The 25,402-nt window shown below is 56.0% G+C and carries 23 protein-coding genes; 6 read left to right on the forward strand and 17 right to left on the reverse strand.

Features of this window, described 5'->3' with window-relative positions; translation table 11 throughout:
• Positions 1-7 precede the first annotated feature (7 nt).
• Positions 8-2,983 carry a TonB-dependent receptor gene (locus IPM21_08430; protein MBK9163925.1) on the forward strand — a complete coding sequence of 992 codons (2,976 nt, stop codon included), beginning with the start codon at positions 8-10 and terminating at the stop codon, positions 2,981-2,983.
• Between the two features lie 65 nt (positions 2,984-3,048).
• Here the strand turns inward: IPM21_08430 and IPM21_08435 are convergent, their stop codons facing one another.
• The gene (locus IPM21_08435; protein ID MBK9163926.1) at positions 3,049-3,453 is read right to left on the reverse strand and encodes a hypothetical protein; all 405 of its coding nucleotides are present in this window, start codon (positions 3,451-3,453) and stop codon (positions 3,049-3,051) included.
• Between the two features lie 89 nt (positions 3,454-3,542).
• Here IPM21_08435 and IPM21_08440 point away from each other — a divergent pair, with 89 nt between their 5' ends.
• From IPM21_08440 to IPM21_08455, 4 genes are all read left to right on the forward strand, one after another.
• The gene (locus tag IPM21_08440) at positions 3,543-3,917 is read left to right on the forward strand and encodes a sulfurtransferase (GenBank protein ID MBK9163927.1); all 375 of its coding nucleotides are present in this window, start codon (positions 3,543-3,545) and stop codon (positions 3,915-3,917) included.
• Positions 3,917-4,594 (forward strand): class I SAM-dependent methyltransferase, encoded by a 678-nt coding sequence (locus IPM21_08445; protein ID MBK9163928.1) that lies wholly within the window; start codon positions 3,917-3,919, stop codon positions 4,592-4,594. The genes IPM21_08440 and IPM21_08445 overlap by 1 nt, the downstream gene beginning before the upstream one ends.
• 129 nt (positions 4,595-4,723) lie before the next feature.
• Positions 4,724-5,149, forward strand: a complete 426-nt coding sequence (locus IPM21_08450; protein ID MBK9163929.1) for a rhodanese-like domain-containing protein — start codon at positions 4,724-4,726, stop codon at positions 5,147-5,149.
• A 42-nt stretch (positions 5,150-5,191) separates the two neighbouring features.
• On the forward strand, positions 5,192-5,755 hold the full coding sequence (locus IPM21_08455) for a TlpA family protein disulfide reductase (protein MBK9163930.1): 564 nt from the start codon (positions 5,192-5,194) through the stop codon (positions 5,753-5,755).
• A 21-nt stretch (positions 5,756-5,776) separates the two neighbouring features.
• Here the strand turns inward: IPM21_08455 and IPM21_08460 are convergent, their stop codons facing one another.
• Positions 5,777-7,111, reverse strand: coding sequence for a tetratricopeptide repeat protein (locus IPM21_08460; GenBank protein MBK9163931.1), 1,335 nt, complete (start codon positions 7,109-7,111; stop codon positions 5,777-5,779).
• Positions 7,112-7,211: 100 nt separating this feature from the next.
• Between IPM21_08460 and fumC the strand changes: the two genes are divergently transcribed.
• Positions 7,212-8,618: a class II fumarate hydratase gene (gene fumC, locus IPM21_08465; GenBank protein ID MBK9163932.1), complete on the forward strand. Its 1,407-nt coding sequence runs from the start codon at positions 7,212-7,214 to the stop codon at positions 8,616-8,618.
• A 115-nt stretch (positions 8,619-8,733) separates the two neighbouring features.
• Here fumC and IPM21_08470 read toward each other — a convergent pair whose 3' ends face one another.
• The 15 genes from IPM21_08470 to IPM21_08540 all read right to left on the reverse strand — a co-directional run bounded on the left by IPM21_08470 (position 8,734) and on the right by IPM21_08540 (position 25,384).
• Complete coding sequence (locus tag IPM21_08470; GenBank protein MBK9163933.1) at positions 8,734-9,207, reverse strand: hypothetical protein; 474 nt, start codon at positions 9,205-9,207, stop codon at positions 8,734-8,736.
• 117 nt (positions 9,208-9,324) lie between these two features.
• Positions 9,325-9,819: a hypothetical protein gene (locus tag IPM21_08475; GenBank protein ID MBK9163934.1), complete on the reverse strand. Its 495-nt coding sequence runs from the start codon at positions 9,817-9,819 to the stop codon at positions 9,325-9,327.
• Positions 9,820-10,068: 249 nt separating this feature from the next.
• On the reverse strand, positions 10,069-10,839 hold the full coding sequence (locus IPM21_08480) for a hypothetical protein (protein ID MBK9163935.1): 771 nt from the start codon (positions 10,837-10,839) through the stop codon (positions 10,069-10,071).
• 36 nt (positions 10,840-10,875) lie between these two features.
• Positions 10,876-11,376: a PAAR domain-containing protein gene (locus IPM21_08485; GenBank protein MBK9163936.1), complete on the reverse strand. Its 501-nt coding sequence runs from the start codon at positions 11,374-11,376 to the stop codon at positions 10,876-10,878.
• A 6-nt stretch (positions 11,377-11,382) separates the two neighbouring features.
• Complete coding sequence (locus tag IPM21_08490; protein MBK9163937.1) at positions 11,383-11,898, reverse strand: DUF4123 domain-containing protein; 516 nt, start codon at positions 11,896-11,898, stop codon at positions 11,383-11,385.
• A gap of 30 nt (positions 11,899-11,928) precedes the next feature.
• Complete coding sequence (gene tssI, locus IPM21_08495) at positions 11,929-14,079, reverse strand: type VI secretion system tip protein VgrG (GenBank protein ID MBK9163938.1); 2,151 nt, start codon at positions 14,077-14,079, stop codon at positions 11,929-11,931.
• 75 nt (positions 14,080-14,154) lie between these two features.
• Positions 14,155-16,941 (reverse strand): type VI secretion system ATPase TssH, encoded by a 2,787-nt coding sequence (gene tssH / locus IPM21_08500; GenBank protein MBK9163939.1) that lies wholly within the window; start codon positions 16,939-16,941, stop codon positions 14,155-14,157.
• Positions 16,942-16,978: 37 nt separating this feature from the next.
• Positions 16,979-18,004, reverse strand: a complete 1,026-nt coding sequence (tssG, locus tag IPM21_08505) for a type VI secretion system baseplate subunit TssG (protein MBK9163940.1) — start codon at positions 18,002-18,004, stop codon at positions 16,979-16,981.
• A 35-nt stretch (positions 18,005-18,039) separates the two neighbouring features.
• Positions 18,040-19,932: a type VI secretion system baseplate subunit TssF gene (gene tssF, locus IPM21_08510; protein MBK9163941.1), complete on the reverse strand. Its 1,893-nt coding sequence runs from the start codon at positions 19,930-19,932 to the stop codon at positions 18,040-18,042.
• Between the two features lie 35 nt (positions 19,933-19,967).
• Complete coding sequence (gene tssE, locus IPM21_08515; protein MBK9163942.1) at positions 19,968-20,453, reverse strand: type VI secretion system baseplate subunit TssE; 486 nt, start codon at positions 20,451-20,453, stop codon at positions 19,968-19,970.
• Between the two features lie 118 nt (positions 20,454-20,571).
• Positions 20,572-21,072 carry a type VI secretion system tube protein Hcp gene (locus IPM21_08520; GenBank protein MBK9163943.1) on the reverse strand — a complete coding sequence of 167 codons (501 nt, stop codon included), beginning with the start codon at positions 21,070-21,072 and terminating at the stop codon, positions 20,572-20,574.
• Between the two features lie 163 nt (positions 21,073-21,235).
• On the reverse strand, positions 21,236-22,723 hold the full coding sequence (tssC, locus tag IPM21_08525) for a type VI secretion system contractile sheath large subunit (protein ID MBK9163944.1): 1,488 nt from the start codon (positions 22,721-22,723) through the stop codon (positions 21,236-21,238).
• Positions 22,724-22,729: 6 nt separating this feature from the next.
• The gene (tssB, locus tag IPM21_08530; GenBank protein ID MBK9163945.1) at positions 22,730-23,245 is read right to left on the reverse strand and encodes a type VI secretion system contractile sheath small subunit; all 516 of its coding nucleotides are present in this window, start codon (positions 23,243-23,245) and stop codon (positions 22,730-22,732) included.
• A gap of 67 nt (positions 23,246-23,312) precedes the next feature.
• Positions 23,313-24,458, reverse strand: coding sequence for a type VI secretion system protein TssA (tssA, locus tag IPM21_08535; GenBank protein ID MBK9163946.1), 1,146 nt, complete (start codon positions 24,456-24,458; stop codon positions 23,313-23,315).
• 116 nt (positions 24,459-24,574) lie between these two features.
• A complete protein-coding gene (locus tag IPM21_08540; GenBank protein MBK9163947.1) occupies positions 24,575-25,384 on the reverse strand; it encodes a hypothetical protein in 810 nt (269 codons plus the stop codon).
• Between the last annotated feature and the right edge of the window lie 18 nt (positions 25,385-25,402).

The following is a 25,402-nucleotide window of genomic DNA, read 5'->3' on the forward strand; positions in this document are numbered from 1 at the left end:
AAAAATAATGAGATCCAAATTGACGTTCTACAAATGGCCATTTTCCGGCCTGAACGCCAAAATCACACACGTCGTTTTCATGATGGCGATCATGGCCGTGACGGCGATCGGCGTCCTCGGGCAGACCGATTCGGGAAGCTCTGCGGTCGAAGGCACGGTCACAGATGCTAACGGAGCGATCGTTTCCGGTGCGACCGTTAAGGTTCGCAACGCGGAGACTGGCCTCGAACGCAATGTTGTTACTGACAGCAACGGGCGGTTCTCGGCACGAGTGCTTCCGGTTGGCCGGTATGAGATAACCGTTTCTGCCAGTGGGTTTGCAGAAAGCCGTCAGCAAAACGTGCAACTGCGCGTCGGTGAGGCAACCCCGGTCGCCATCTCGCTCCGTCCTTCGGAAGTGACGGCCGAAGTCGAGGTAACCTCCGGCGCCGACCTTATTGATTCTGAGACCTCGTCGACCGGAGCATCGATCGGCGAACGCCTTGTCTCCGATCTTCCGGTTCGCGGTCGAAACTTTACAGAATTTGTAACTCTGACGCCTGCGGTCGTTCAGGAAGCAGACCGCAGCGGACTTGTGGTTGCCGGACAGCGATCGATCAATTCGAACATCTCGGTTGACGGAACGGATTTCAACGATCCCCTTCAGGGCAACCAACGGGGTGGTAACGAATCAGTATTTTTCTTTCCGCAATCGGCCGTCCGTGAGTTTCAGGTGGTTCGTTCGGGAGCGAGTGCAGAGGTCGGCCGGACGAATGCAGGTTTCGTCAATGTCGTAACGAAGTCCGGTACGAACGAGATACGCGGAGAGGCCTTCTACTTCAACCGGAACAAATACCTGACGTCGGACAATGCATTCGGCCGCAGGCTCGACAATGCTCAGAACCAGTTTGGGGGTTCGGTCGGAGGGCCGATCGTCCGCGACCGAGCGTTCTTCTTCTTCAGTATCGAACAGAACCTCCTTCGTGTGCCGTTTGTCGTCGATTTCAACGATGTGCCCGGCGTTCCGATCCCGGCCGAACTTGCCGAACTTGAAGGCGAAAAGCGAGGAACCAACAACCCGACCGCACTTTTTGGCCGGACAGATTTCATCCTAAACCCGAACAACACGCTCAATCTGCAATACACCTACACGCGGATGCGCGGAGAGAATTTTGACTTCGACTCTCCGAGGCAGACAACGGCAGAGAGCGGGAACTACACCCGCATCGGCTCAAGCAATGGCCTAAAAGGATCGCTTGTTACGGTCTTTTCGCCGAACATCATCAACGAGGTGAAAGGGCAGATCGCAACCGATAATCGCCTCGAAGAGCCGAACTCGAACATGCCGCGGATCAATATTGCAGGCTTTGGCGACATTGGCGGCAACGACGGCCGCCCGCGTCAGTTCGATTCGACGCGTTTTCAGCTTGCCAACAACGTGAGCGTGACGGCCGGAAGGCATCAGCTTCGATTTGGATTCGACTCGAACATCAACCGTGTTCGCCAGCGACGAGAAACGCGTATTCAGGGCCGTTGGGATTTTGAGAATCGCACGTTGGGCGGAGTTCCGACCACCGGGCTCGAGCAATACATTGCCGGACGCCCGCGACGGTTTCGCCAGACGCTGGCGACATCGGACCAGGAACTTTCGCTCTTCCGCGGAACACAGCAGGAGTATGCGCTGTTCATTCAGGATCGCATCAAGGTTACTGACCGGTTGACGGTCGATGCCGGGTTCCGATGGGAGGCGCAGATCAACCCACAGCCGGATTCGGAATATCCGGGAATTCCGGAGACAGGAAAGATCCCGAACGACTTGGCTCAGTTTCAACCACGGCTAGGTATGGCGTTCGACATCACGGGCGACGGCCGATCGGTCGTTCGGGCGTCGGCCGGTATCTTTACTGCGCGAACGCCGGCGAACCTCTTTCAAAGGGTCTTTACCAACGATGGATTTACTACACGCGAGATCGAGATCGCAGAGCCTAGCGCCTGCAGAAATTCGGCGGACCCGAATCGTGCAGGCTGCCGGCTCCGCGGGCCGGATGCGATCCTTACCTTTCCGAACTCGCTAACGTCGATCCCGGCGAACCTGGCGCAGTTCGCGGTGGCTCCCCGGGTTTTCGGGTTTGATGAGGATTTCAAGAACCCGCGTTCCTTCCAGGCTTCGGCGACCTTCGAGCAGAGGCTGACGGATGACATCGTCCTTTCGGTCGGGTACATCCGCAATTCCACATGGAACTTGCAGCGGCGGCTTAACCGCAACCTTTTCCCGCCGACGATCGATGCGACCGGTATGCCGATCTTCCCGACGGCCCGTCCGATCCCGGCGATCAGTTGGCTTTCGATCAACGAATCGACGGCCCATTCGACCTACGACGGCATGACCGTGACGGTCACTCGCAGGTTCGCTGACCGATTCCAGTTCCAGGCGAACTACACTCTTGCGAAGAACACGGACGACGACTCGAACGAGCGCAACTTCTCACAGGAACCGGCGCTCAACCCGTTCGATCTTTCGATCGAAAAGGGTCCGTCAAAGCAGGACGTTCGCCACAACATGAATTTCAGCGGGCTTATCGATCTAGGGGCAGGTTTTTCTCTTTCCGGCGTGCTGCTTGCACGTTCCGGGTTTCCGTACACGCCGGTCATCGGTTTTGATACGCAGAACGACGGGAACGACGACAACGATCGTGCGATCATCAACGGCCGTGTCGTTGGCCGCAATTCCTACCGCCAGCCGGGTTTCTTTAATCTCGATCTCCGTTTGCTGAAGGCATTCCGGCTCAGCGAGACGCGACGGATCGACCTCTCGGCGGAACTCTTTAACGTTACAAAGGCTTCGAATAAGAACTTTGGCAACGATGCGATCAGCTTTTTCGGTACACCGCTGCCGGATGGTTCGCCGTCAAACGCGGAGGCGGGGATACCGCTTTTTGCACCGTCAACGGCACGTTTCGGTGGCCCGCGGCAGCTTCAGCTCGGAATCCGGTTCATTTTCTGATCCGATCCGAAACAGACGAGAAGAATGGGGTGTCGGCTATGGCCGCTCCCCTTTTTTCGCGGGTATTATAGCTGAAAGGTCTTGCCGTATTCGGTCATCAGCCGCTGAAATTTGACGGTCGCCTCTTTGTCGCCGGCCATTTTCATCATATTTCGCACTGAGACCTCGGTCAGCGCTTTCATATTGTTCTTGACGCTCTCTTCTAGCCGTTTTTTCGTATCGCCGGAGACCTGGACCCCTACGGCTCCTTTGATGTTGTTCCACTTTTCGGTGAGTTGCGGCTTGCGGGCGTCGAATGCCTTTTGGGCGGCGTCGATGCCGGCTGATGAGGGGTTAGAGTCGATCTTTTCGACGATCTCCTTAGTGGCCCCGTCGAGTTCGGTGATGAATGCGTTCACGTCGGCATCCTTGCTGCAGCCGGCCATGAGAGCGGATAATGTGAGTGCAATAAAGGTTACTTTGGTTCTCATGATCATTCCTGTTTTTGTTTATGAATTTGGGCCCAAACGGGCTCTGATGAAAGAGACGCAGGAAGGCGAAAGATAGGGACAAAATTGATATGAAACATTCTGAGGAATTCATCGCGGTGGTCGAGGATGCGAAGTCGCGGATCCGGGAAGTTTCAGTAGCTGAGACTCTTGAACGTACCGAGGCCGGTGCAGTGCTGGTCGATGTCCGCGAGGACAACGAATGGCAGATGGGCCACGCGACGGATGCGATCCACCTTGGCCGCGGCGTTATTGAACGCGATATCGTCGGGCAGATACCGAACAAGGAAAAGGAGATCATCCTCTACTGCGGCGGCGGATATCGCTCCGCACTCGCGGCCGATATGCTGCAGAAAATGGGCTACACCAACGTTTTCTCGATGGCCGGCGGCTGGAAAGCATGGCGCGACGCGGACGCTCCGTGGGAAATGGAGATACCGTTCTAATGAGCGAAGCGGAACAGGAGTTTGACCGGCGGGCGCGTACCCGCGAGATACAGGCCGAGTTTGCCGCACGCGGCGACGTGCTCGGCTGGTTTGACGCGCTCTACAAGGAAGCGGCCGGCGACAATGAGAAAATACCTTGGGCTGACCTCGAGCCGAACCGGTATCTGGTCGCTTACGCCAAAAAGGTTGGGCTTAAGGGAGACGGGCGAAAGGCGTTGGTCATCGGCTGCGGCCTTGGCGATGACGCCCGCTATCTCGACGACTTAGGCTTTAAGGTGAAGGCATTCGACATCTCGCCGACGGCGATCGAATGGGCCCGGCGGCTGCATGCCGACCGAGATATCACTTTCGAGGTGATGGATCTTTTTGAGCCTTTTCGCGGTTGGCTCGGGGCGTTCGATCTTGTGCTCGAGGTCTATACGATACAGCCGCTGCCGCTCGAGATGCGCGAACGGACGATCGATGCGGTCGCGTCGTTCTTGGCGCCGGGCGGGGAACTGGTGGTCGTTACCCGTGGCAGGGAGGACGACGAGGAACCGGACGAACTTCCGTGGCCAATGTCGCTGCAGGAACTCAGCCGGTTCGAAACGCACGGCTTGGTTCAGAAATTTTTCGAGGTGATGCCGGGCGATGACGAAACGCCGCAGCCGAGATTCGTCGTTACGTACAAAAAGTAACGATCGAACAAGGCACAGCGATTGCGGTTACCGATGGTCAGCGGTGGTTAGCGATCTTTCGCGAGAAATGACACGGAAAACGTGGCATTGCGCGAAAAACTTGCGTCGCCCGGCTGTCGGAGGGAATATATGCGAGCTTTTTTGGTTTTTACTATTGTGGTCTTGTTCATGTCCGGATGTGAAACGTCGCGGACGACGATGGACACGCCGCCTCCGACCAAGCCTTCGGCGGCGGTGATGGATATTTCACCTGCGGCGGCTGCCCCGAAAACACAGGAAGCATACGCCCAGTTCGTGGATGTGCGGACGGCTTTCGAATACAAGGCCGAGCACGCGGACCGGGCGATCAACATTCCGCTCGAAGAGCTCGAGGCGAATCTCGACCGCATCGAGAAGAACGAGCCCGTTTACATCATCTGCGAAACCAGCCGTCGGTCGCGGGAAGCGGCGGAAATACTGGTCAGTAAAGGGTATCCGATGGTCTATAACATTGAGGGCGGGATGACGGCCTGGCGGGCCGAGAAGCTGCCGATGGCCAAGGCGGCGGCAAACTGATAGCTGCCAACGCCGGGCTGACGGAGCGAATCGAAATCTCTTATGGAGAATGCGACAGAGGTGCAGCCCACGAAACCGGGGCTCAAACGACGATTGATGGAATGGGGCGGCTACCTTTTGGCGGTCGGCCTTTTTCTTTTCTTTTTCGCTCCCGAGTCTTGGTTTCAATTTGGCGTTACCGATGTCTCCGAGCGGAAGCCGGGCGTGGCGTTTAGCCTAAAGGCATTCGACGGCGGGCCGGATTGGGACTTCAGCGAAAAACGCGGCAAAGTGTTGGTCGTTAATTATTGGGCAACGTGGTGCGGTCCGTGCCGGCTTGAGACGCCGGGGCTCGTCAGCTTTGCAAAAGAACATCGTGACAAGGGCGTTGAGGTCGTAGGAGTTACGGTGGACGAGGATCTCTCGCTCGTCGGTCCATTTATTGAAAGCTATGGGGTCGATTATCCGATATTGCTCGCGGCGTACGACCCGAACCTGCCGCCGAACGAAATGTCTTTGCCGATGACGTTCCTTTATGACAAGCAGGGCAGGCTTGCCAAGCGATACACCGGGTACGTGCTGGAATCGACCTTGAGGTCAGACACGGAAAAGCTGCTTGCGGAATGAAGCGAAGCTAAGAGGCAGAAGCTACAGTTCTTTTGCTGCGAGTTTTGCCCACTGGCCGAGGTTGCGGCTGCGGAAATAGGGTGACGTGCGGGCGTTTTCGATGGCGGACTCGAACATCTCACGAGCGCGGGCCTCTTCACCTTTTGCTTTCAAGAGTTTTCCAAAATAGTACAAGCCTTCGGGGTCTACGGGGCGGCGTTCGACGAATTTTTCGAGCGGCTCGTATGCCTCGTTGAGCATACCGGCATCGAGGTACGTGGCGCCGATCTCCCGCCAGATCTCGCTTAGTCGGAACTTGTCGTTCTGCTCAACGACCACGGCAAAGTGGTCGAGTGCTTTCTGCAGATCTTTGTTCCCGCGGGCGATCCGGCCAAGCTCGTAGTTGGCATCGATCTCTTCGCTATCGATCTCGATCGCTTTTGTGAAGTGTTCAACAGCCCGCGTTTCCTGTCGCCGTTCAAGATAGATAATGCCGAGCTGGACGTGGGCATCTGCGTCACGAGGATTGATCGTGGCGTTCTGAAGAAAGCGTTTCAGGCTCTGCCGCTGGCGGAACGCACTGCCGAAGCCCTGCACCTGGCCGCCGAGAAATCCACCGAAGTAAAAGATAACGAGAAGGAGAAGAAACGGCGACAACAGCCACGGCCCAATGAACTGAACGACGTACATCGCAAGCGGAAAGGCGGGCCATGAGAGTCCGACCGCAATTAAAGCGACGGCGTATGTTGTGCCGAAAACCGTGCGGATCGCAAAGAGCATGAGAATGCCGAAAAGCGCTCCGCTTGCGACCCAAAGCGACAACCAGAAGGACGGATCGATCGAGCTTCCGAAGAGAGCCACGCCGGCTACGGCGAACGGGAGGTGCGCCGCCGACCAAGCCAGAAGCGTACAGGTCGCAATGACAGCGTAGTCGCGGCGGAGCAGCAAGCCGAAGCTCGCGATGCCGCCGAAAAGTGATACGCACAGTAACACGGCCGGGACAAAAAAGAGTGAGATCGCGATCAGCGGGCGATAGAAAGCCGTTGGCTCAAACGAAAAGAAGGTGAAAAAGCTATCGCCTACAATTGGGATCTGCTGCTTGTTTCGAACCGCTTCCTGATACTGCCGAAGGGCGTTTGCCTGATAGCGTTCTGCTTCATCGACGTCGATCTCGGAATAGAAGACCTCGTTGTAATAAGTGCTCAGCACCGGCAATTGGTACGCCGCGACAAGTTTCGCGTTGACGGTGAAGAAAAAGAGAATACCGACGACGAGTGTGACGGCCGCAGCGATCAGCCAACTTCCGCGATCCATTATCTCGCTAAAAGCGAACCCGGGTTTGAGGTAGATGAGGAAGAGAAGCTTCAGCGTTTCCATAGGCTAGAGTGTCGGTGAACTTTATTGTGAAAGCAATGCGAGGTCAAGGTGATTTTAGGTCCGGGTTGAAGTAAAATCAAGGACTTCAATACTAAATCATATGAGCGAATCAGCAGAAAAAGCAGTTAAAACACGGGTCGAGACCGATTCGATGGGCGAGATCGCGGTTGCGGCGGATGTTTATTGGGGGGCGCAGACGGAGCGTTCGCTGAAGCATTTCAACATCGGATTTGATGTGATGCCGCGAGAGGTGATCCGAGCTCTCGGCATCCTGAAAAAGGCGGCGGCGATCGTAAATTGCGACCTCGGCAAGCTGCCGGCGGAGAAGCGCGACCTGATAGTTCAGGCGGCGGACGAGGTGATCGAGGGCAAGCTCGACGCTCATTTTCCGCTGCGGGTTTGGCAGACCGGTTCGGGCACGCAGACCAACATGAACGCCAACGAGGTGATATCAAATCGTTCTATCGAAATGGCCGGCGGCGAGATGGGCTCGAAAGCGCCGATACACCCGAATGACGATGTCAACAAGTCGCAGTCCTCGAACGACACTTTCCCGACCGCGATGTATATTGCAGCGGCGGAACGCCTGACCGCGTTGATCCCCGAGGTTCGGAACGTTTCGGACGCGATAAAGGCGAAGGCTCGGGAATTTGAGGGCGTGGTCAAGATCGGCAGGACGCATCTGCAGGACGCGACGCCGGTGACGGTCTCGCAGGAATTCAATGGCTGGGCGAACCTCATCGACCGCGATATTGAACGGCTTGAGATGGTGCTGCCGGGCCTGATGGACCTGGCGATCGGCGGAACGGCTGTCGGAACGGGACTGAATTCGCACCCCGAGTTTGCCGAGCGGGCGGCGGCAAAGATCGCCGAGCTAACAGGGCTGCCGTTCAAGTCGCATCCTGACAAATTTGCTGCTCTCTCGGCCCACGACGAGGTGGTATTCGCCTCGGGAGCGTTGAAGACGCTGGCAGGTTCGCTTATGAAGATCGCGAACGACATCCGCTGGCTGGCCTCGGGGCCGCGGTGCGGGATCGGCGAGTTAACTCTTCCAGAAAACGAGCCTGGCTCATCGATAATGCCGGGCAAGGTAAATCCGACGCAGAGCGAGGCGATGACGATGGTCGCCGTGCAGGTGATGGGCAACGATGCGGCGATCGGGTTTGCCGGCTCGCAGGGCAACTTCGAGCTGAACGTCTTCAAGCCCGTGATGATCCACAACTTTCTGCACTCTGTGCGGCTTATCCACGATGCCTGCCACGGCTTTGTCGATTACTGCATTGCGGGCATCGAGCTCAACCGCGAGCAGATCGACCGCTACCTCAACGATTCGTTAATGCTCGTGACTGCGCTCAACCAGCACATCGGGTATGACAACGCGGCAAAGATTGCCAAGCACGCACACAAGAAGGGTTCGTCGCTTAAGGAAGCAGCGATCGAATTGGAGCTGCTCACGGCAGAGAAATTTGACGAACTGGTCATCCCGGAGGCCATGACCCGGCCGTAGCCTGGGAAGATGGTCGGATAGCGTTCTTGCGGTAACTGGCCGGCCGGAAAATTTGTGGCTGTCGCTCCCATCCGAGAAACCGGATCATTTCGCAACGTGCGAAGAGCAAGTCTGACTAACTTGACGGGGTCGCCGGAACTTCGTTCGAGGGCGGAACCTCGTCCTTTTGCTTGCTATCTACTTCAAAGGCAAGCCAATCTGTCTTGAGGGAACCGATCCAGTCTCCCTTTGACGCATCTGTGTTCTCGTGAACAAACTTAAATTGATACTTGCCGTCTTCAAGGTCATCACCAAAGAGGTCCACTCCGCGATAAGTGAAGGTGACCGACTCATTCGGTTTGAGAAACACGCGTCCTTCGTGGCCGTCATCTTCAGGCGGAAAGGGAGGGGAGGTTGGCGTGACCGGCGTTCCGTCAGCATGTTGGACCTTTAGCAGAATCGGAGCGAAACCGAGAAAAAGCGTATTCAGACGCATCCTCTCCGTTCCTCGATTCGTGAACTTTGCCGTAGCGAGAAAGTCGTTGGCAGTCCTGAACTTCTGCTTTTCGAGTATCAGTTCTATTTCAAGATGGTTCGATGTGGCTTTCACTTTCGTCTCTCTCCCTTGCGATGCCGTCGTTATTCCCGTTCTGCCGCAGTCCTGGAACAACAGGGCGGCAAAACATGCCAATACGATGAGACCCACTTTCATCATTAACTAAGCTCTTTATTCTGTGGTGCACGTAACACCCATTACAGATTCCGCGGCCTTCTTTATCGCGTCAAAGTTTTTCGGCTTTGGGTTATTCGACGGATTGTTCATTATCCCACCGTCTGCGTCGCGAAATCCCGCCTTTGTACCGCCTGCCGTATAGTCTACCCCGTCAGTTGTAAAATACTCTTCCGGGCAACCAAGCATGTGTCCGAATTCATGAGCGATATCGGTGGTATCGTCTACTCCCCAACCCGTCATGCTTGTCGTTCCGCCGATGCCGGCTCGACCACCTTCCGTCGCTGCCGGCTGGTTCGCGGTGATCGTATAGTGTTCGCCCGAATCGACCCACTTTATCTCTACCTTGACTGAGTAGCCGCCCGGGCAAGCCTCTTCGCACTTTGGATCGGGACACTTCATGGTCACCTTATTGTTCCACTTGCCTTCGATCGCCGACTTCCATGCGGATTTCTGTGCATCTGTTGCGGTACCGGAAACCTTAAGTTTCATGATCACCTTTATCTCACAAGGCGATCTCGTCACCTCCACCGTGAATTTCGAACGCCAACTATAGGTGCCGTTCCAAGCCTGATATGGAGCCGGAGCGTTGCTAATAGTTTCAGAAACGCTATTGTTGATCTCCTTTGGCGGAAATACCTTCTTTTTGCACTCTTCGGGACATTCTTTTTTCGGTTGCGCTACTGGATCCGATGCCCCGGCGCCGGATGAGGGTGAGGAAGGTGCTTTTTTTGAACCCATCTATTTCGCCTCCTTTGCTTTTTTCAGAACGGCATCGAACCAGATACGGACGCGTTTCTCGAGTTTCTCTGCGGTCTTGTCCGGAGTTTCACCAGTATCTTCCTTGAGCGAGTTAGAGACCCAAGGATGAAATGGGTCGAGATCAAATTTGTGTCCAAGAGCAAACATCATCATCGTCATCAGGGCCATCGACCGCGGGGCCTTAAAGCCATACCTTTCGTCGCCGCGGGAAATCGCGAAGTCAACGAGAGACCTTAAACCCTCAGCACCGACGAGGTCGTATTTCATCGGGTGGATCTCCTTAAAGAGTGTGAGCATATCGGTGCGGAAGTTCTCGCGTTTGAACTCGATGCCTTCCTTTACCTTGCCAAGCGTCTTTTCAAGGGCCTCATTGCTGTGGGCACTTTCCGGGCCGAAGACGACAGCAAAGACCTCGGTCGCCTTGTTGTGGAGAGCTTCGGAGAGTTCCATCTGCGTCATGCCTTCGGGATTGGCAAGGATCTGGGCCGCCCAAGGGTATTGCGGATCAGTATCGAAACCCGAACCAAAGGCGATCATCAGATCGACGTAGAACCTGACCGGCCCACGCTTGTCGAACCCGTGCGTCTCGGCGGCCTTGATCCCTTGCCGAACGGCCGCTTCGAGCTGTTCATCGGACAAAGCCTCGAGCAGATCGGGAGCATACTCGCGGCAGTGCTCGCAGAGCTCGGCGACGAAGGCATCGACTGAGGCCGACTCAAGAATTTTGATCTGTGCGTCACGTATGATCATCGTAGATCTGAAAACTAAATTTGAAAGATTAATGTCCTAACCGCCAATGATAACAGTCATTTCTCCCTTCGCGATGGTGTTTGGCGGGCCGATCGGTTCAAGGATCGTATCGCCCAATCGACATGCAGGAAGATTGTTTATCATTACCGTCGCGGAGCCCGTTATCACTACGCCAGGGCCGTGCGGTGGAACCGGAAAAGGTGTCGTACAAGCATGAATGTCGGCCCCGCCCGAGGCCGCTGCTATCGTGCTGGCCATTGAGGCGGCCGCCGTGGATTTTGCCAGCTCTTCCGCGGTCTTTGCCGCCGGTGCGCCCGGTGTTCCTGCGGCCGCGACCGTTGCAGCCATAGCGGTCTGAATAGCCGTATCGGCTACGGTCTTGGCTGCCTGGACCGCGGCGACCGCTGCCAGGGGCATTCCCCGCCAAGCCGGAAGAAAGCCGATCAAGACGTTCATACTACCCGGGCCGGGAGTGAGTATCGGCGGCAATGGGTGTACGACGTTGTCTGTTATTCTTGCTGCTGGTCCTGTCGGCATATTACCTCACTGATCGAATTCAACTGTTTCAAGCACTCCCTCTTTTATGCGAAAGCGGAGCATTTTACCTGCGCTCGCATCCTCGGAAAAAAAGGTGTCAACGCTTCCAAAGAACGCCTCCATTTCCTCCGGGGTGCAGGTCGGCAAAAAGCGGTTCAAAACCCGCGGATCGTAGAACCGGAAGATCATCGGGTCGCCCGCTTCGTTCATAACGGTCAAAAGCTTCCGGAACTGGAAACGCATTTCCTTCAATGAACGGCGACTCTGGGCGAAGATGCCCCAGTGTTTACCAAAGCACTCCGCCAAGACCCAGTCGACGAAAGGAGTTCCCGGCACAAGCCCTACGACATACGGAGCGACCTCCTGCATATCGGGCTCTAGCTCGCCGCGGAAAAGACAATGGTGCGGCGGCCGCATCTCGTAGAACTTATCGCGAAGTCCGGGAATCGAGGCCCCATCGAGCACCGCGAAGACAAGGGCCCTTTCGCTAAAGAGCAATTTTTCGAGCTGTTCCTTCTTCATTCTCCCTTATCGGTACCGATCAAAAAACACTTAGGCATTGGACTGTGCACAAATAGCGCAAAATGGGGTTCCGTCCTCGGCCGCTCGCTGGAGCGAGATCGCCAGCGGGCTGAAGCTCTTAACCGGCTCTGGAGGTGCGGGTTTCGGACTTGGCGTTCGTGCCCCGGGGTCGGCCTGGTCGGCTTCCTTCGGATCCTTCGGCGCTTCGGGGCTGCATCCGGCTCCGGAGCCGGCAGCACCGCCGCTATTGAGCATCACCATTGTTCCGGAGATATAGACACCGCTCGAATTGATGTTGATGAAATTGCCGCCGACCTTCAGCGTAAGGCTCACACCTGCCTCGATAACGGCAGTCGTTCCGGCCTTGATATGTACGGCGGATCCGCCCTCAATGGCGACGTTGCTGGCTGCTTTCATGTGTATGTCAGAACCAGCATTAACGGAGAGCGTATCGCCGATCTTTTGGTTGACGTTGCCGCCGACGGTCAAATGGACGTCCTTATCGACCTTTTCGAGCTGATCATTCTTGACCATCAGGTGCCGGTCGTTGCCGATGTACTCCATGCAGTCGTTCTTAACCCGAATATCCTGGTTCTTTTCTGCGTGGATGAAGATCTGTTCGCTGCCTTTCTTATCTTCGAAACGGAGTTCATTGAACCCGCCGCCGCCTTCCGACGAATCGGTCTTTATCGTCGATTTGGTCCTTTCGTCGGGCAAGGTGTACGGCGGCATCGTCTCCGGGTTGTAAACGCATCCGGTGATGATCGGCTGGTCAAGGTCGCCCTCGATGAAATGAACCACGACCTCCATCCCGACGCGCGGAATGAACACCATACCCCATTTGTTGCCTGCCCAGCCTTGAGCGACGCGGACCCAGCATGAGCTGCTTGCGTCGCTTTTTCCGAAGCGGTCCCAGTGGAACTGGACCTTAACGCGGCCGTATTTATCGGTGTGGATCTCGCCCGGCCCGACGACATAAGCCGTCTGCGAGCCATAGACCCTCGGTTTCGGGGTGACCGGAAGCGGACGGAAAGGCGGTTTCCCGGCGCCGTGGGCGATCGCTTTAAAGGTGTTCTGATAGGCCTCTGCCGGGCTTTCGTCCGAAACATAAGACGGGGCCTGGATGATCGTGTGTCTCGCCTCGGTGATCACGTAGACCCCGTTGGTGTTCGAATCAGGATGATCCTTGAGCGTGAAGCGATGCCCCGGCGTCAGTGAAGGGCAGTCGCTGCTTCCGACAATCGTGGCATAACCTGCGTCAATGGCATCGCTTAGATTTGAGGCGTGCTTCTGATTATCACTAAAGATCTTTTGAAGATCGTTTGCCTGCTCGCCGCCGCTCTTATCAATGCCATCGTATTTTTTCGCGTAACCGCCGGGATGTTCATAGACCTCAAGCTGGTTGTTTCCCCCGACGCTGAAACGCGAGGGTTTGGTCACTTCGAGGTTCTTTCTCGGCAGTTGGAAGTTGTGGTCCCAGAGCGAGACCTTTCCCGGTATCAAACGGTAATCCGTATGCAGGCTGAAGATCGACGAGATCAGTTCTTCCTCGCTTCCGACCTTAAGAGCATAGGGGATCGTGCTTTTTCCGGGGCACTCTTTGTTCGACTGCGGAGTATCGGCGATCACGATCTTGTGTTCGTTCTGCGAATGCTCGAAGAAATAGAAGATGCCTTCTTCCTCCATCAAACGCGAGGCAAAGTCCCAATCGGTCTCCTGATACTGAACGCAGTAGTTGCGTTTTTCGTAGGTGCCCTGAAGTTCGAACGAGCTCGTGAATCCCTTGAGGATCTCCTTGAGGATATCAGGAACGCTCTTCTGCTGATATATCTTCGTCTGTTGTCGCTGGGTAAGCATCCAGACCTGCGGCACGACGACGGCCTTGTAGAACGTGAATCGTAAATGGCGAACGCCCTGTTGAAAGTACTTGACGATGCCGTGGAAAAAGCGCTCCACACCGTCAGACTGCATTACGGAGATCGCGACCGGCTTTCCGAGAATATCTGCCGGCGGAACTGTCGTCGGTTTATAGTCCATCTCTTCTTCGGCATGGACCAGGTCGAGCTCTATAGAATAGAGCTTTGACATCTCTTCGGAGACGCTCATTGCTTCTACGAGGATCATATCCTCGCCGAGCGGGGTCGCTATTTTGATCAGCCTGCTGTCTTGTTTCGTTCCCATCTTTTCCTTCAAACCTTCCGGCCGCTAACTGGATGCCGGGAGGAGCAAACCTCCCGGCGACCCGGTTCTTGCGGCCTACGTTATCTGATAGGCAAAGTTTCCATCATCACCCACGCCGACGTGAACCTTCTTTATGGATTCACCCGCCGCCATACGCGAAAGGACCTCGCCGCTCATGTCCGGAAGCATCGTCCCCGTCAGGATGTTATAAACATTCCGAGCACCGCTATCAACATCGGTACACCGAGATGCTACCGTTTCTATGACGGAATCGTCGTAGGAAAATTGCGCACCGTGGTTGTCCGCTATCCGGTCGCGGATCTTGCCGAGCTGGAGCTTGATGATCAGACGCAGGATATCATCGGAGATCGGATAGAAGGGAACCGTGACCATACGGCCGAGCAGAGCGGGCTTGAACGCCTTGTTGAGCTCGGGCTTGACGGCCTCGATGATTCCTTCGGGAAGCGGCTTCGTGTCCGGATCGGCACAAAGCTTCATGATCGTGTCCGTACCGACGTTGGACGTCAGGATGATGACGCAGTTCTTGAAGTCGATCTCCCGGCCTTCGCCATCTTCGAGAACGCCCTTATCGAACACCTGGAAGAAGAGCTCCATCACGTCGGGGTGGGCCTTTTCGACCTCATCTAAAAGGACGACCGAGTACGGCTTTCTTCTCACAGCTTCGGTCAACACGCCGCCTTCGCCGTAACCAACGTAGCCGGGAGGCGAGCCCTTGAGGCTTGAGACCGTGTGAGCTTCCTGATACTCGCTCATATTTATCGAGATCAAGTTCCGCTCGCCGCCGTAGAGAGCTTCGGCAAGTGCCAGAGCGGTTTCCGTTTTACCGACGCCCGAGGTACCGACGAGCATGAAGACGCCGATCGGACGCTTCGGATCGGTGAGTCCGGCCCGCGATGTGCGAATGCGTTGGGCAATGGCTTCAAGGGCGTGATCCTGTCCGAGAACACGTTCCCTGAGCGTTTCGTGCAGATTGAGGACGGCATTGATCTCGTCGGCGACCATTTTGCCTATCGGGATGCCGGTCCAGCCGGAGATGATCTCGGCGATCGCCTGTCCGTTCACGACCGGCTGGATGAGCGGGTTCTCGCCTTGGAGAGCTTTTAGCTCGTCGGTGAGCTTTTTAAGTTCCGCTTTCGCTGTCTCTAGATCGGCAGGAGTTGCTGCTTCGGGTGCGGTTGCTGCGGCGGTTCCCGAGTCGTCGCCTGCGGGCGTTCCGTCAGCTTCGGCGGTCGCGGCCGCGGCCATCGCTTCGCCTCCGCCGTTGGTGTTTGTTGCCGCGATCGCATCAGAAAGCTTGCCATCGAGCCGCGACATTTCGAGCTTGGTGCGGATCTTCTTGATCTGGTCAACGAGAACCTTTTCCTTCTCGAACTGCTCATTGAAGACCGCAAGTTCTTCTTCGACCTTCGCCCGTTCTGCTATCAGCTTTTCCAGGCGTTCGTCGTGGTCCGTTCCTGTCACCTGTTCGCGTTCGAGCGATTCGATCTCAGAATCGAGGAACTGGATGCGGCGCTTTGCGTCATCGATCGGAGCCGGGATCGACCCCTGGCCGATGGCAACCTTGGCACACGCGGTGTCGAGAACCGACACGGATTTGTCGGGAAGCTGTCGGCCCGTTATGTAGCGGTGCGAGAGCTTGACGCATTCGACGATCGCTTCATCAAGGATGCGGACGTTATGGTGCGATTCCATTTTGTCAGCGATGCCGCGCATCATCGCGATGGCCTTGATCTCATCGGGCTCATCAACCTTGACGACCTGGAAGCGGCGGGCGAGTGCCGCGTCTTTCTCAAAATACTTCTTATATTCAGCCCAGGTCGTCGCCGCGATCGTGCGAAGTTCGCCGCGGGCAAGTGCCGGTTTGAGCAGATTCGCAGCGTCGTTCTGCCCAGCGGCTCCGCCGGCACCGATCATGGTGTGGGCTTCGTCGATGAACATAATTATGGGCTGCGGCGAGGCCTTTACCTCGTCGATGACCGACTTCAGACGATTTTCAAACTCACCTTTGACCCCCGCACCGGCCTGGAGAAGCCCGAGATCGAGTGTCCGAACCGCCACATTCTTGAGCGGGTCCGGAACGTCGCCCTCGACGATGCGAAGCGCGAAGCCTTCGACAACGGCTGTCTTGCCGACGCCAGCTTCACCGGTCAGGATCGGGTTGTTCTGCCGCCGGCGGGTGAGGATATCGATGATCTGCCGGATCTCAAAATCACGCCCGAGCACTGGGTCGATCTTTCCGGAGCGAGCTTTTGCCGTCAGGTCCTCGGTGTATTGATCGAGTGCTTTTGTTTTGCCGGGAATGCCGGAGGCGACGGCATTGCCGCCGGAAACGCCCGGAGCCTCGCCGAGAGCAACGGCATCACGAGCCTCGGCCGATTCGGCTGTGATATCGGCAAAGCCGGACGAAAATGCCTCGAGCGAAATGTGGTCAAACTCCTTAGAGATATCGCGGGCGATGCGCGCCGTGCGGTCATTCGTGAGCAGAGCCAGCAGGAGATGGCCCGAACGGACGCGTGCCGCTCCATGATCGACCGAAGCAAGAAGCCAGGCGTCCTGGATCCACTCCGGGATGCGGTCACTTAACCCCGGCGTTCGCGAGTTGCCTGACTTGAACCGGTCGAGAGCGGCGTTCACATCCTTCGACAGCCGATCGATGTTTATCTCAAAATGCGAGCAGATGCGGTGGATGTCGGTATTGTCCTGTTCGAGGAGCTTGACGAGCATATGCTCGATCTCAACGTCGTAATTGGTCCGCGAAAGGCAGAGGCCCGCGGCACCCTCGAGCGCGTTGCGGGAGACGTCATTAAGCCTTCCGACCAGTGATTTCAAATTTACGTTCATAGGGGTTTCTCCTGCTTCGTTTTCTCACAAAAATGCACTAAAAAGTTTCTGCGTCCTGGTCCATCGCCAGAACGACCTGGCCGTCATCCTCGGTGAACGGCACTGATTTGAGCCACGTTGTCCAGCCGAGCATCGGCCGCCGGACGGCACGTGTCGTTAACACAAGTCCCGGCACTTGCTTCGCCTCAAGGACCAACTGCACGTCAAAGTCCGTTTCAAGCCCGGCCAGGAATCGAATGATCGACCGCAGCGGCGTATTGCCCGAGCCATTCGGAAGCATCGCCCGAAACTGATCGAACTTCATCGGCCCGAGAGCTACTCGGAATTTGGATTGCTGGTCCCAGACGCGGTCACCGATCAAAGCCGAACGGCCGAGCACGCTATTGCGTTGGCCGAGGAACGTTATATCTCGGGCGGTCAGGGAAAGCCATTGCCCGAAGAACTGCGTAAGCTTTGCCGCAACGCCAAAGTAATCGCCGAGAATATTTTCAAGCGCCGAAGCCGAATGCGGCTTCTGCGAAACAAGGCCAACATAGGGCAGCAGAGCTTCATCTTCGAACCCCATCCGGCCGCGGAGCCCGGCAGTTCCGAGTCCGGCAAAGTCGTAAAGATACGACGTAAATTCATCGTTCCCGCGTTCATAGGCGATAGGGAAGCGATACTTTGCCCAAGCCCTGTAAAAGAGCGACGCCGAGCGGTGCGTAAAGATATCAAGGAACGACCACATCGCCGTATCACGCTGGCGAATGCGGTCCATTACCTGCTCGGTATAATGCACGGGCAAGGTGCCGGAGGGGCCGATCATGCCCATGAAGTTGATCAGCATCTCGAGCCGGCGTTCGCCGGTCGCCTCGTCCTCGACCTCGCGGATCTCCTGGATCTCGCTTGGCGGAAAATCGAGCGACGGCCGCGTTCGAATGCGAACGGGTTCTTCCTTTGGCAGAGCCTTACCGCCGACCGGTTTCTTATCGACGGCCATGCGCTCAAGAAGGCGGACCGCCTGAAAGAAATCAAAGCGATACGGTTCGTCAAAGAGTTGTTCTCTTACGCTCTTGCCTGACACAAAAAATGTTTAGCCCGTCCGACGCTGGCGCTAACCTAAAGTAAGACCTGCTCACCGGTTCGCGGCGGGAAGACCTTAATATCCGCTTCACGTTGTTCGGAGCGGATGATCAATTGATTGAACGAATTGATCGACGAGTAAAGTGCAAGAAAACGCTCAAGCACACAGGCGAAAAGGAATAGGCCGCTTCCTACGAACTGCTCCTCGTCAAAGGTCAATGTTGTTTCAAGCCCGCGGACAAACCCGGCGCCGATCTTGCCGCCGACCTGCCGCACGGCCTTCCGGGTTTCGATGCCGGTGATGCCGAGTATTTGCTTTCGCGTAACCGACGAATCGTCAAAATTATAGAGATGCAATATCTCTTGCAGGGCCTCGGGCGTTCCGTTCCTATCCGCGACGATCGAAAGATAATTCAAATTCAAATGCGAGATCAACCGCCATTGAAGTGCACGCCTTTGCGGCGGGCGAATGGTCTCGGTCGGTTTCGTCAGGCAACGGACGCGCGAAACGAGAGCCGTGCCCTCAACGTCAAAATCGCTTTCCTTTCCGCCGAACGGAAGCCGTGCCGGAAGGTCGCGGTTGGTACACGTCGCCCGCACATTTAGCACCTCTACATTCGGAGCATAGGGGTCGAACTTTGCATCAACGAACGAAAGAAAGATCTCGCTGCCCTCGTCGTTTTCACGCTGCGACTGGCGCCGGGCGGCGTACCAGTATGACTTCTCCATCTCATCGCCGTAGGCGTGGCGGAGCGAATAGAATGGTGCAAACTCACGGGTCTCGCCCGAACGTGGATCGGCGGCATAGACCTCATCGATCGAATAGATCTCGGTTGCCGACTGGCGGTGGATGTCCGGGATGATCTGATACTCGTATTTTTGCTGTGAGATATAGATCGGGTCGGCAAGCCGGTTGAAAAGATTTATCACCGGAGTGCAGCCAAGCCGGAAGGTTTCAGTAACCACCGGAGCGATCGGCGGCGTGACATCGCGAAGATGGATGAACACGTCAAAGTGGCTGCCGAACTTTGCGGCGACGGCCCGGTCGACGCCAAGAATATCAAAGAACAAAAACTTATAAGGGAATGAGAAATACTCGGTCAGCAGCCGGTAACCCTTGAATGAACGCTTTGAAGCCGGCAGCAGAGCCTCGTCATCGGTGAAGCCGACCTGGCGAATGGCATCATCGGCGGGAATGACGACCGGATCCGGCAGCTTGAGCTGGATGTTGGTCAGGGTCTTCATTGTCCCTGCTCCGAGCGGCGGATCTTTCGGCCGAAATTCGACCGAGACCGCGTGGTTCATTATGATCTCGTAGAGCGGGAAGACGAGCTGCGGGTCGCCGTCAAGGTAGAAACGAAAAGACGAGAGGTTTGAATCATCGTTCGCGACCTTCATCTCATGGAGATTCGCCCCGCCGTAGCAGGCCATGCTCAGGCGGATGAAGCAATCGGCATATTTGCCTTGAGAATTTTTCGGGGCCGGCGATTCGAGTGCCGCGGATTCGAGTTCGATCGGCAGCAGTTGAACGTCATAGGCCGTTCGAAACTGACATGGAGTGCCCTCGACGGGGCGCGAATTGAGCCGCGAACCGCGCTCGACCACCTGGACCGATGTGACCTTGTCGCTTTGCGATCCGAATGAGAGCTGCGTGACGGCCATCGACGGGATCGGGGCAAGATAATGCGGGTAAAGCAGATTGATGAACGACTCGGTTATTTCCGGGAGTTCATCATCGAGCTTGAGGCCGACGCGGCCGGTCAGAAAAGCAAAGGATTCGATGATCCGCTCGACGTGCGGGTCTTCGATCTTTTCTTCATCGAGCAGAAGGCGAGCGGCGATCTTCGGATACTTACGCGCAAATTCCGCACCCATCCGGCGCAGGAAGACCAGCTCGCGTTCGTAATATCCAAGTAGTTCGTCTCTCATCTATAAAGGAAAGACCGCTCAACCTGAGCAGCCTCTTAGCCCTCGGCAACCGAGAAATTTCCCGAGCCCGATTGCAGTACCGAATCGAAAACGACCGGTTCTGGCGTCGGCTCGATATCGAGGATGGCCTCAATGCGAAACCGGATCTGTCGGTCGATGTGGTTTACGGGTTCCATCGTCACTTTCAGGTTCTTGAACCGGGGCTCAAAGATCTTAAGTGCCTCTTCTATTTCGCGGACCATCCGCTTTTGTTCGTTATGGTTCTTGACGCTTACGCCTGTGAAGTCCGGTAAGCCGTAAAAAGCGACCGACCGCGGTGCCTCTTCGAGCCGATCGTCGAGAGCCTCGGTGTGGCAACGGGTATTGAGCAGCCACTCAAGATCGCGGCGGACCGACTGTTTCAGTTCGTTGACCGAGGCCGTGTGCGACTTCGGCGGCTCCTCGCTGACCCGCGGGTCAAGGTCGATAAGCCGGTCAAAAACCGACGGTGTGACCCTGATCTCATTGCCGAATCGCGACATTAGTGCCTTAAGAGAAAAATACGCTCCCGCCGATGAGGGCGGGAACGATTTGCTTGAAAGTAATTTTCGGGAGCGGCCGGTATGTGGGGCCGGCCGCTTCCGGTTGCTTGTGGAACTTTTACGCTCCGCTGCCTTCGACCTTCTTGATGTCGTAGCTGGTCGTGTTGGTGAGTGCCACCGAACCGTCCGCCTTCTGCTGGAAGTACTCGAAAGTGATCTTCGTGAAGTTGAACGAGACCTGCTCCATCGGAAGGGCTCCCGATCCGTTCGAACCGCCGGTCTGGAAGCTCGAGAGGACCACGTCGCCGAAGGTCACCTTGTAGTAGGTGTACGGGTTGCCGTCGCCGCCCGTCTTTCGGCAAGAAAGGATCGCCTGCGGAATGTGGTTGCCCTTTGCACATTTCAAGAAGAGCTGGGCCGAGGCCTTGCCATTCTGGATGACGAAGTGGAAATCCTGAAGGGATACCTTTCCGGTTCCGAGACCGGTACCGACACCCGAAGATCCCGAGTTCGTTGCTCCGAACGACCATGATTCGATCTGCATCTGCTTTTCAAAACCGACGGCTTCTGATTCGCCTTCGATCGTGTCTATCTTCAAATAATAATCTGCACTTGCCATTGAGTTTCTTTCGCTCCTTATCGTTTGTTTATGACCCTCATTTATTAGGGCTTGTAGCTTTCGTACCGCGTTCCTCGCTGTCTTACCGGCTTACAGAGGATTGACGGACTTCCAATCGGCTTTTGCCGAACGCGGGAGAAAAACATGTGGGAGCATGATCCATTTACTTCGCCGGCGGCGGAAGATCCGCGACCAGACGCAAGCTCACAGAGAGTTCGTCAAGCTGGAAGTGCGGCCGCAAGAATGCGACTGCACGATAGCAGCCCGGCTTGCCCGGTATCTCCGCAACGTCAACACGAGCCTCACGGAGCGGATACTTCGCTTTCTGATCGGCGGGGGCTACGTCGTTCTCGAGCACATACTTCGTTATCCAGCGGTTGAGGAAGCGTTCGGCCTCTTCTCGCGACATGAACGAGCCGATCTTGTCGCGCATCATTGATTTCAGATAATGAGCGAACCGCGAAACGGCGAAGATGTACTGAAGCTGTGAGGAAAGCCGCGCGTTGGCATTGGCCGCATCGGTATCGTACTTCTTGGATTTATTCGCCGACTGTGTGGCAAAGAACGCAGCGTAATCGGTGCCTTTGCAGTGGACCAGCGGAATGAAGCCGTTGTCCGAGAATTCCTTCTCGCGGCGGTCCGTGATCGCAACTTCGGTCGGGCACTTCATCGCGACCTCGCCCTCGTCGGTCTCGAAGGTATGGGTCGGAAGGCCCTGGACAAGGCCGCCGCCCTCTACGCCGCGGATAGCGACGCACCAGCCGTGCATTGAGAAAGCCTCAGTAAGCCGCGTGCCGAGAGCGTAAGCGGCATTGCCCCAGAGGTATTTCTTGTGGTCCTTGCCGTCGACGTCCTCTTCAAAGCGGAAGCTTTCGGTCGGCTTGGTGGCCGCTCCGTAAGGCTCACGCATTAGAACGTGCGGAAGCGTCAGGCCGACGTAGCGTGAATCTTCCGAATCGCGGAAGCTGCGCCACTTCATATATTCAGCCCGGTCGAAGATCTTCGTGATGTCGCGGACCTCGCTCATTTCCGAGAAGGTGTCCCAGCCGAACATGTCGGCCGAGGCCGCGCTCAGGAACGGGGCGTGGGCTGCCGCGGCGACCTCTGAAAGCTTTTCGAGAAGGGCCATATCCTGCGGATGGTTGCCGAACTCAAAGTCTCCGATCAATGCGCCGTAAGGGGCACCGCCGAAGGTTCCGTATTCTTCTTCGTAAACCTTGCGGAAGAGCGTCGATTGGTCAAACTCAAGTGCCCTTTCGAAGTCCTTGAGCAGTTCCTTTTTCGTTACGCTCATTACGCGGATCTTGAGCTGCGGGCCGGTGAGCGTATTCTTGAGCAGGTGATGAAGTCCGCGCCATGAGCCTTCTAGTTTCTGGAAGTCCTCTTGGTGCATGATCTCGTTCATCTGTGCCGAGATCAGGCGGTCGATCTCAGCGATACGCGAATTGATAGCGACGTCCATGTTCTTGGTCATCGTCAATTCACCGGACATCACTTGATTGACGAATTCCGAGATCATGTCTTTTGCACGCTCTTTCTGGAACTCGTCGCGGGCCATGCGGCCTTCTGTCAAGATCTTGTCAAGCAGTCCGCCTTCTTCGGCGGTTTCCACCGTTTGGACGGCGGCTTCTTCTTGTTTCTTGGCTGCCATAATCTACTATTCCTCCTTCGACCCAAGTCCGAGCTGGTCGCTCAGTTCCTTTTGCTTACCCGCATCCGAGATAATGTCTTCAAGCATTGTCTCGAGCTTCTCGTTGCCGTCCATCTTTGAGCGAAGGTCGGCGAGCTTTTGGCGGGCTTCGACGAGCTTGCGGAGCGGCTCGACCTGTTGGACGACATTGTCGGGCTCAAAGTCCTCGATACTGTTGAATTTCAGCTCGACTCCCATCTTGCTTCCGTCATCCTGCAGCTTATTGTCCACCGTATAGGCAAGCCGCGGCTTCATTCCGGCGAGAACCTGATTGAAGTTGTCCGGGTCCACCTCAACGAATTTCCGGTTTTTGAAGGCCGGAAGTGGTTCTTCCGGTTTACCGGTAAAATCACCCATCACGCCGATGACGAACGGAAGCTCCTTAAGTTCGATCGCTCCGCCGACCTCGACATCGTAAGTGATCTGTACACGCGGCGGTCGGACGCGGTCGATCTTATGTTGCAGACTTTCTTTTGTTGGCATTGGCGTTTCTCCTTATCGAATAAAATAACCTGGGAGCATTGATCAAATCTTTTAGCGACGGCCTCGGCTAGACAGAAGTCTGATCCTCCGAGCCCGCTTGGCCGGTGTTAAAGCCGAGTGTTTGCCGAAGCTGATAAAGGATCGTCTCGTCCTTGATGACGTCCTGCAGCCAGTTCTCAAGCGGCATATGGCCCCATTTAACGGCCCTTTGGACGAGATAGGCGACCGGGCTGTGCGGCTCGGTCTTGCGAAAGAACTCGGCGATCTCGTCAAGGCGTTTAAGGGCATCGCGGCGGCTCTGGATCGCACCCGTTGCAGCTCCGGCCCCGGCAACGACCGTTACGGTCCCGTCGGCATTTACGACCTCTTCGCCTTCAGGCTGGTCGCTCTCATCGGGCTCCTCGGCACGCTTTTCCTCGAGCAGTTTTTTGACCTGCAGATCGATGTCGTCGAGCGACTTTTTAAGATTGGTAAGGCTCGGCGTTTGATTGCGGTCGTAATTCTCCTCAATGACCTTGTTCAGTGCGGCAAGACCATCGAAGCACTCCTTGAGCACGAAGCTAAGCTCTTCGGCAAACGCCCTTCGGGTTGCGGCCCATTCCTTTCGCCACATATCCGCCGTAACCCGGCGTTCGCGTTCGGCCTGTTCGCGGAGCGCGTTGTACTTGACCTGTTCCTCAGTGCTCAGGCTTTCGAGCCCTTCGGGAATATCAAATACCTTTGAATCTTCCCAGTCGTTGTGGCTGTAGCCGGCACTTCCGGTGATCTTCGCCGCCTTTATGGCGAGACCGCACGTCGATTCAAACCAAGATATGGCATTTGCCCGGCCTTCCATGTCGCCTTCGTCGATCTCGGGGTGAATTGACTCCCAAAAACGCCCGGTCAGAAGGCGAAGCAGGTCAAGGCTATCTCGCAGCCCAACGAATCCATCCTGCTTTACAAGGGCTTCGCAAAGCCAGACGGCAAGCTGAAGATCCTTTGTTTGCGTGGAAAGAGCAGGTATCACAAGGTCCTTTACCTTGCGATAATCGGCGACCTTGAGTTCGGTCTGCCACTCGCCTAGATTGAGGTTGTCGTCGGCCCGGCGGGCCTCGGAGACCTCATCATAAAGCCCGGAATACCGCAGGCTTTCGCCCGAGGGGGCTTCGTCGGAAATAGGCGAAAGTAACGCCTCGAGGTCGATAACACTAGGTTTTCGCAGCTCTTCGCTCATCGAAAATTATCCCTTGACGCTGATGCCGCGTCATTCGAATTTGGTCTTGGTGGGTGCGTTAACGCACCCATCATATACGAAATCGTGAAATTCCAAAAACAAAAACGGAAAAAAGCTCAAGCTTCGGCCGCGGCTTCGTGATGGAACTCGATCGTCTGGATATCGAGGATCGCTTTGTCGCGTCCGTCCATCCAGAAAAGTTTTGTGCCTTCGCCAATGAACAGCTCATCGCCGAGGTTGCGCCAATCGGTCATTCGGCCGAGCCGGACCTGATCGTTCTCGCTTTTCCACGTGCCCGAATACAGGGCCGGAATGAACATCTCACCACCGGTTCCGTTCTTCAACTCGATATTTGCCTGGATCCAAAAAAGGTCACGTAGCGTGCCGGGCTTTGGAATTTCGATCTTGACGATCTGCTCGAACGGAAGCCAGATATACGCATCCTTATGAATGACCTCTAGGACGCACATTGTTAGGTCGTTGTAATCGCGAAAATCCGAGAAACCCTCGCCGTTTACTGAGCACTTATAGGCGGGCCGGATCTCCTCGACGCGGTCGAGTATCGCCCGGGCTTCGGCGACGTTGCCTTCGCGGACACGATTGTTCGCGTCCATCAACTCCGTCACATAGGACGGCATGGCAGTCATCGTCTCGGGCTTGAGGCCATCCGAAAAATACTTCAGCCGGTCGCGTTCCGCCTTGAAGTTCTGTTTGTAGATCATTGACCCGATCATCGCGGTCGTGTCCTGATGGCCGATGAAATCGAGCTGCTTTTCGGCACGCTCCCAATCACCGGAAAAGCAAGAAAGTTCAAAAAGAAAGATCCGGGCCGCTGAGTCCGTCGGGTTAGTGCGGACGAGATTGATCGCCGATTCCACGGCCGACTTAAGGTCGCCCTTATCCAATGCTAATTTTGCGTCGTTCATCTTTTTCCTCCGGCCGCT

The organism is Acidobacteriota bacterium (assembly GCA_016716435.1).
Taxonomy (GTDB): domain Bacteria; phylum Acidobacteriota; class Blastocatellia; order Pyrinomonadales; family Pyrinomonadaceae; genus OLB17.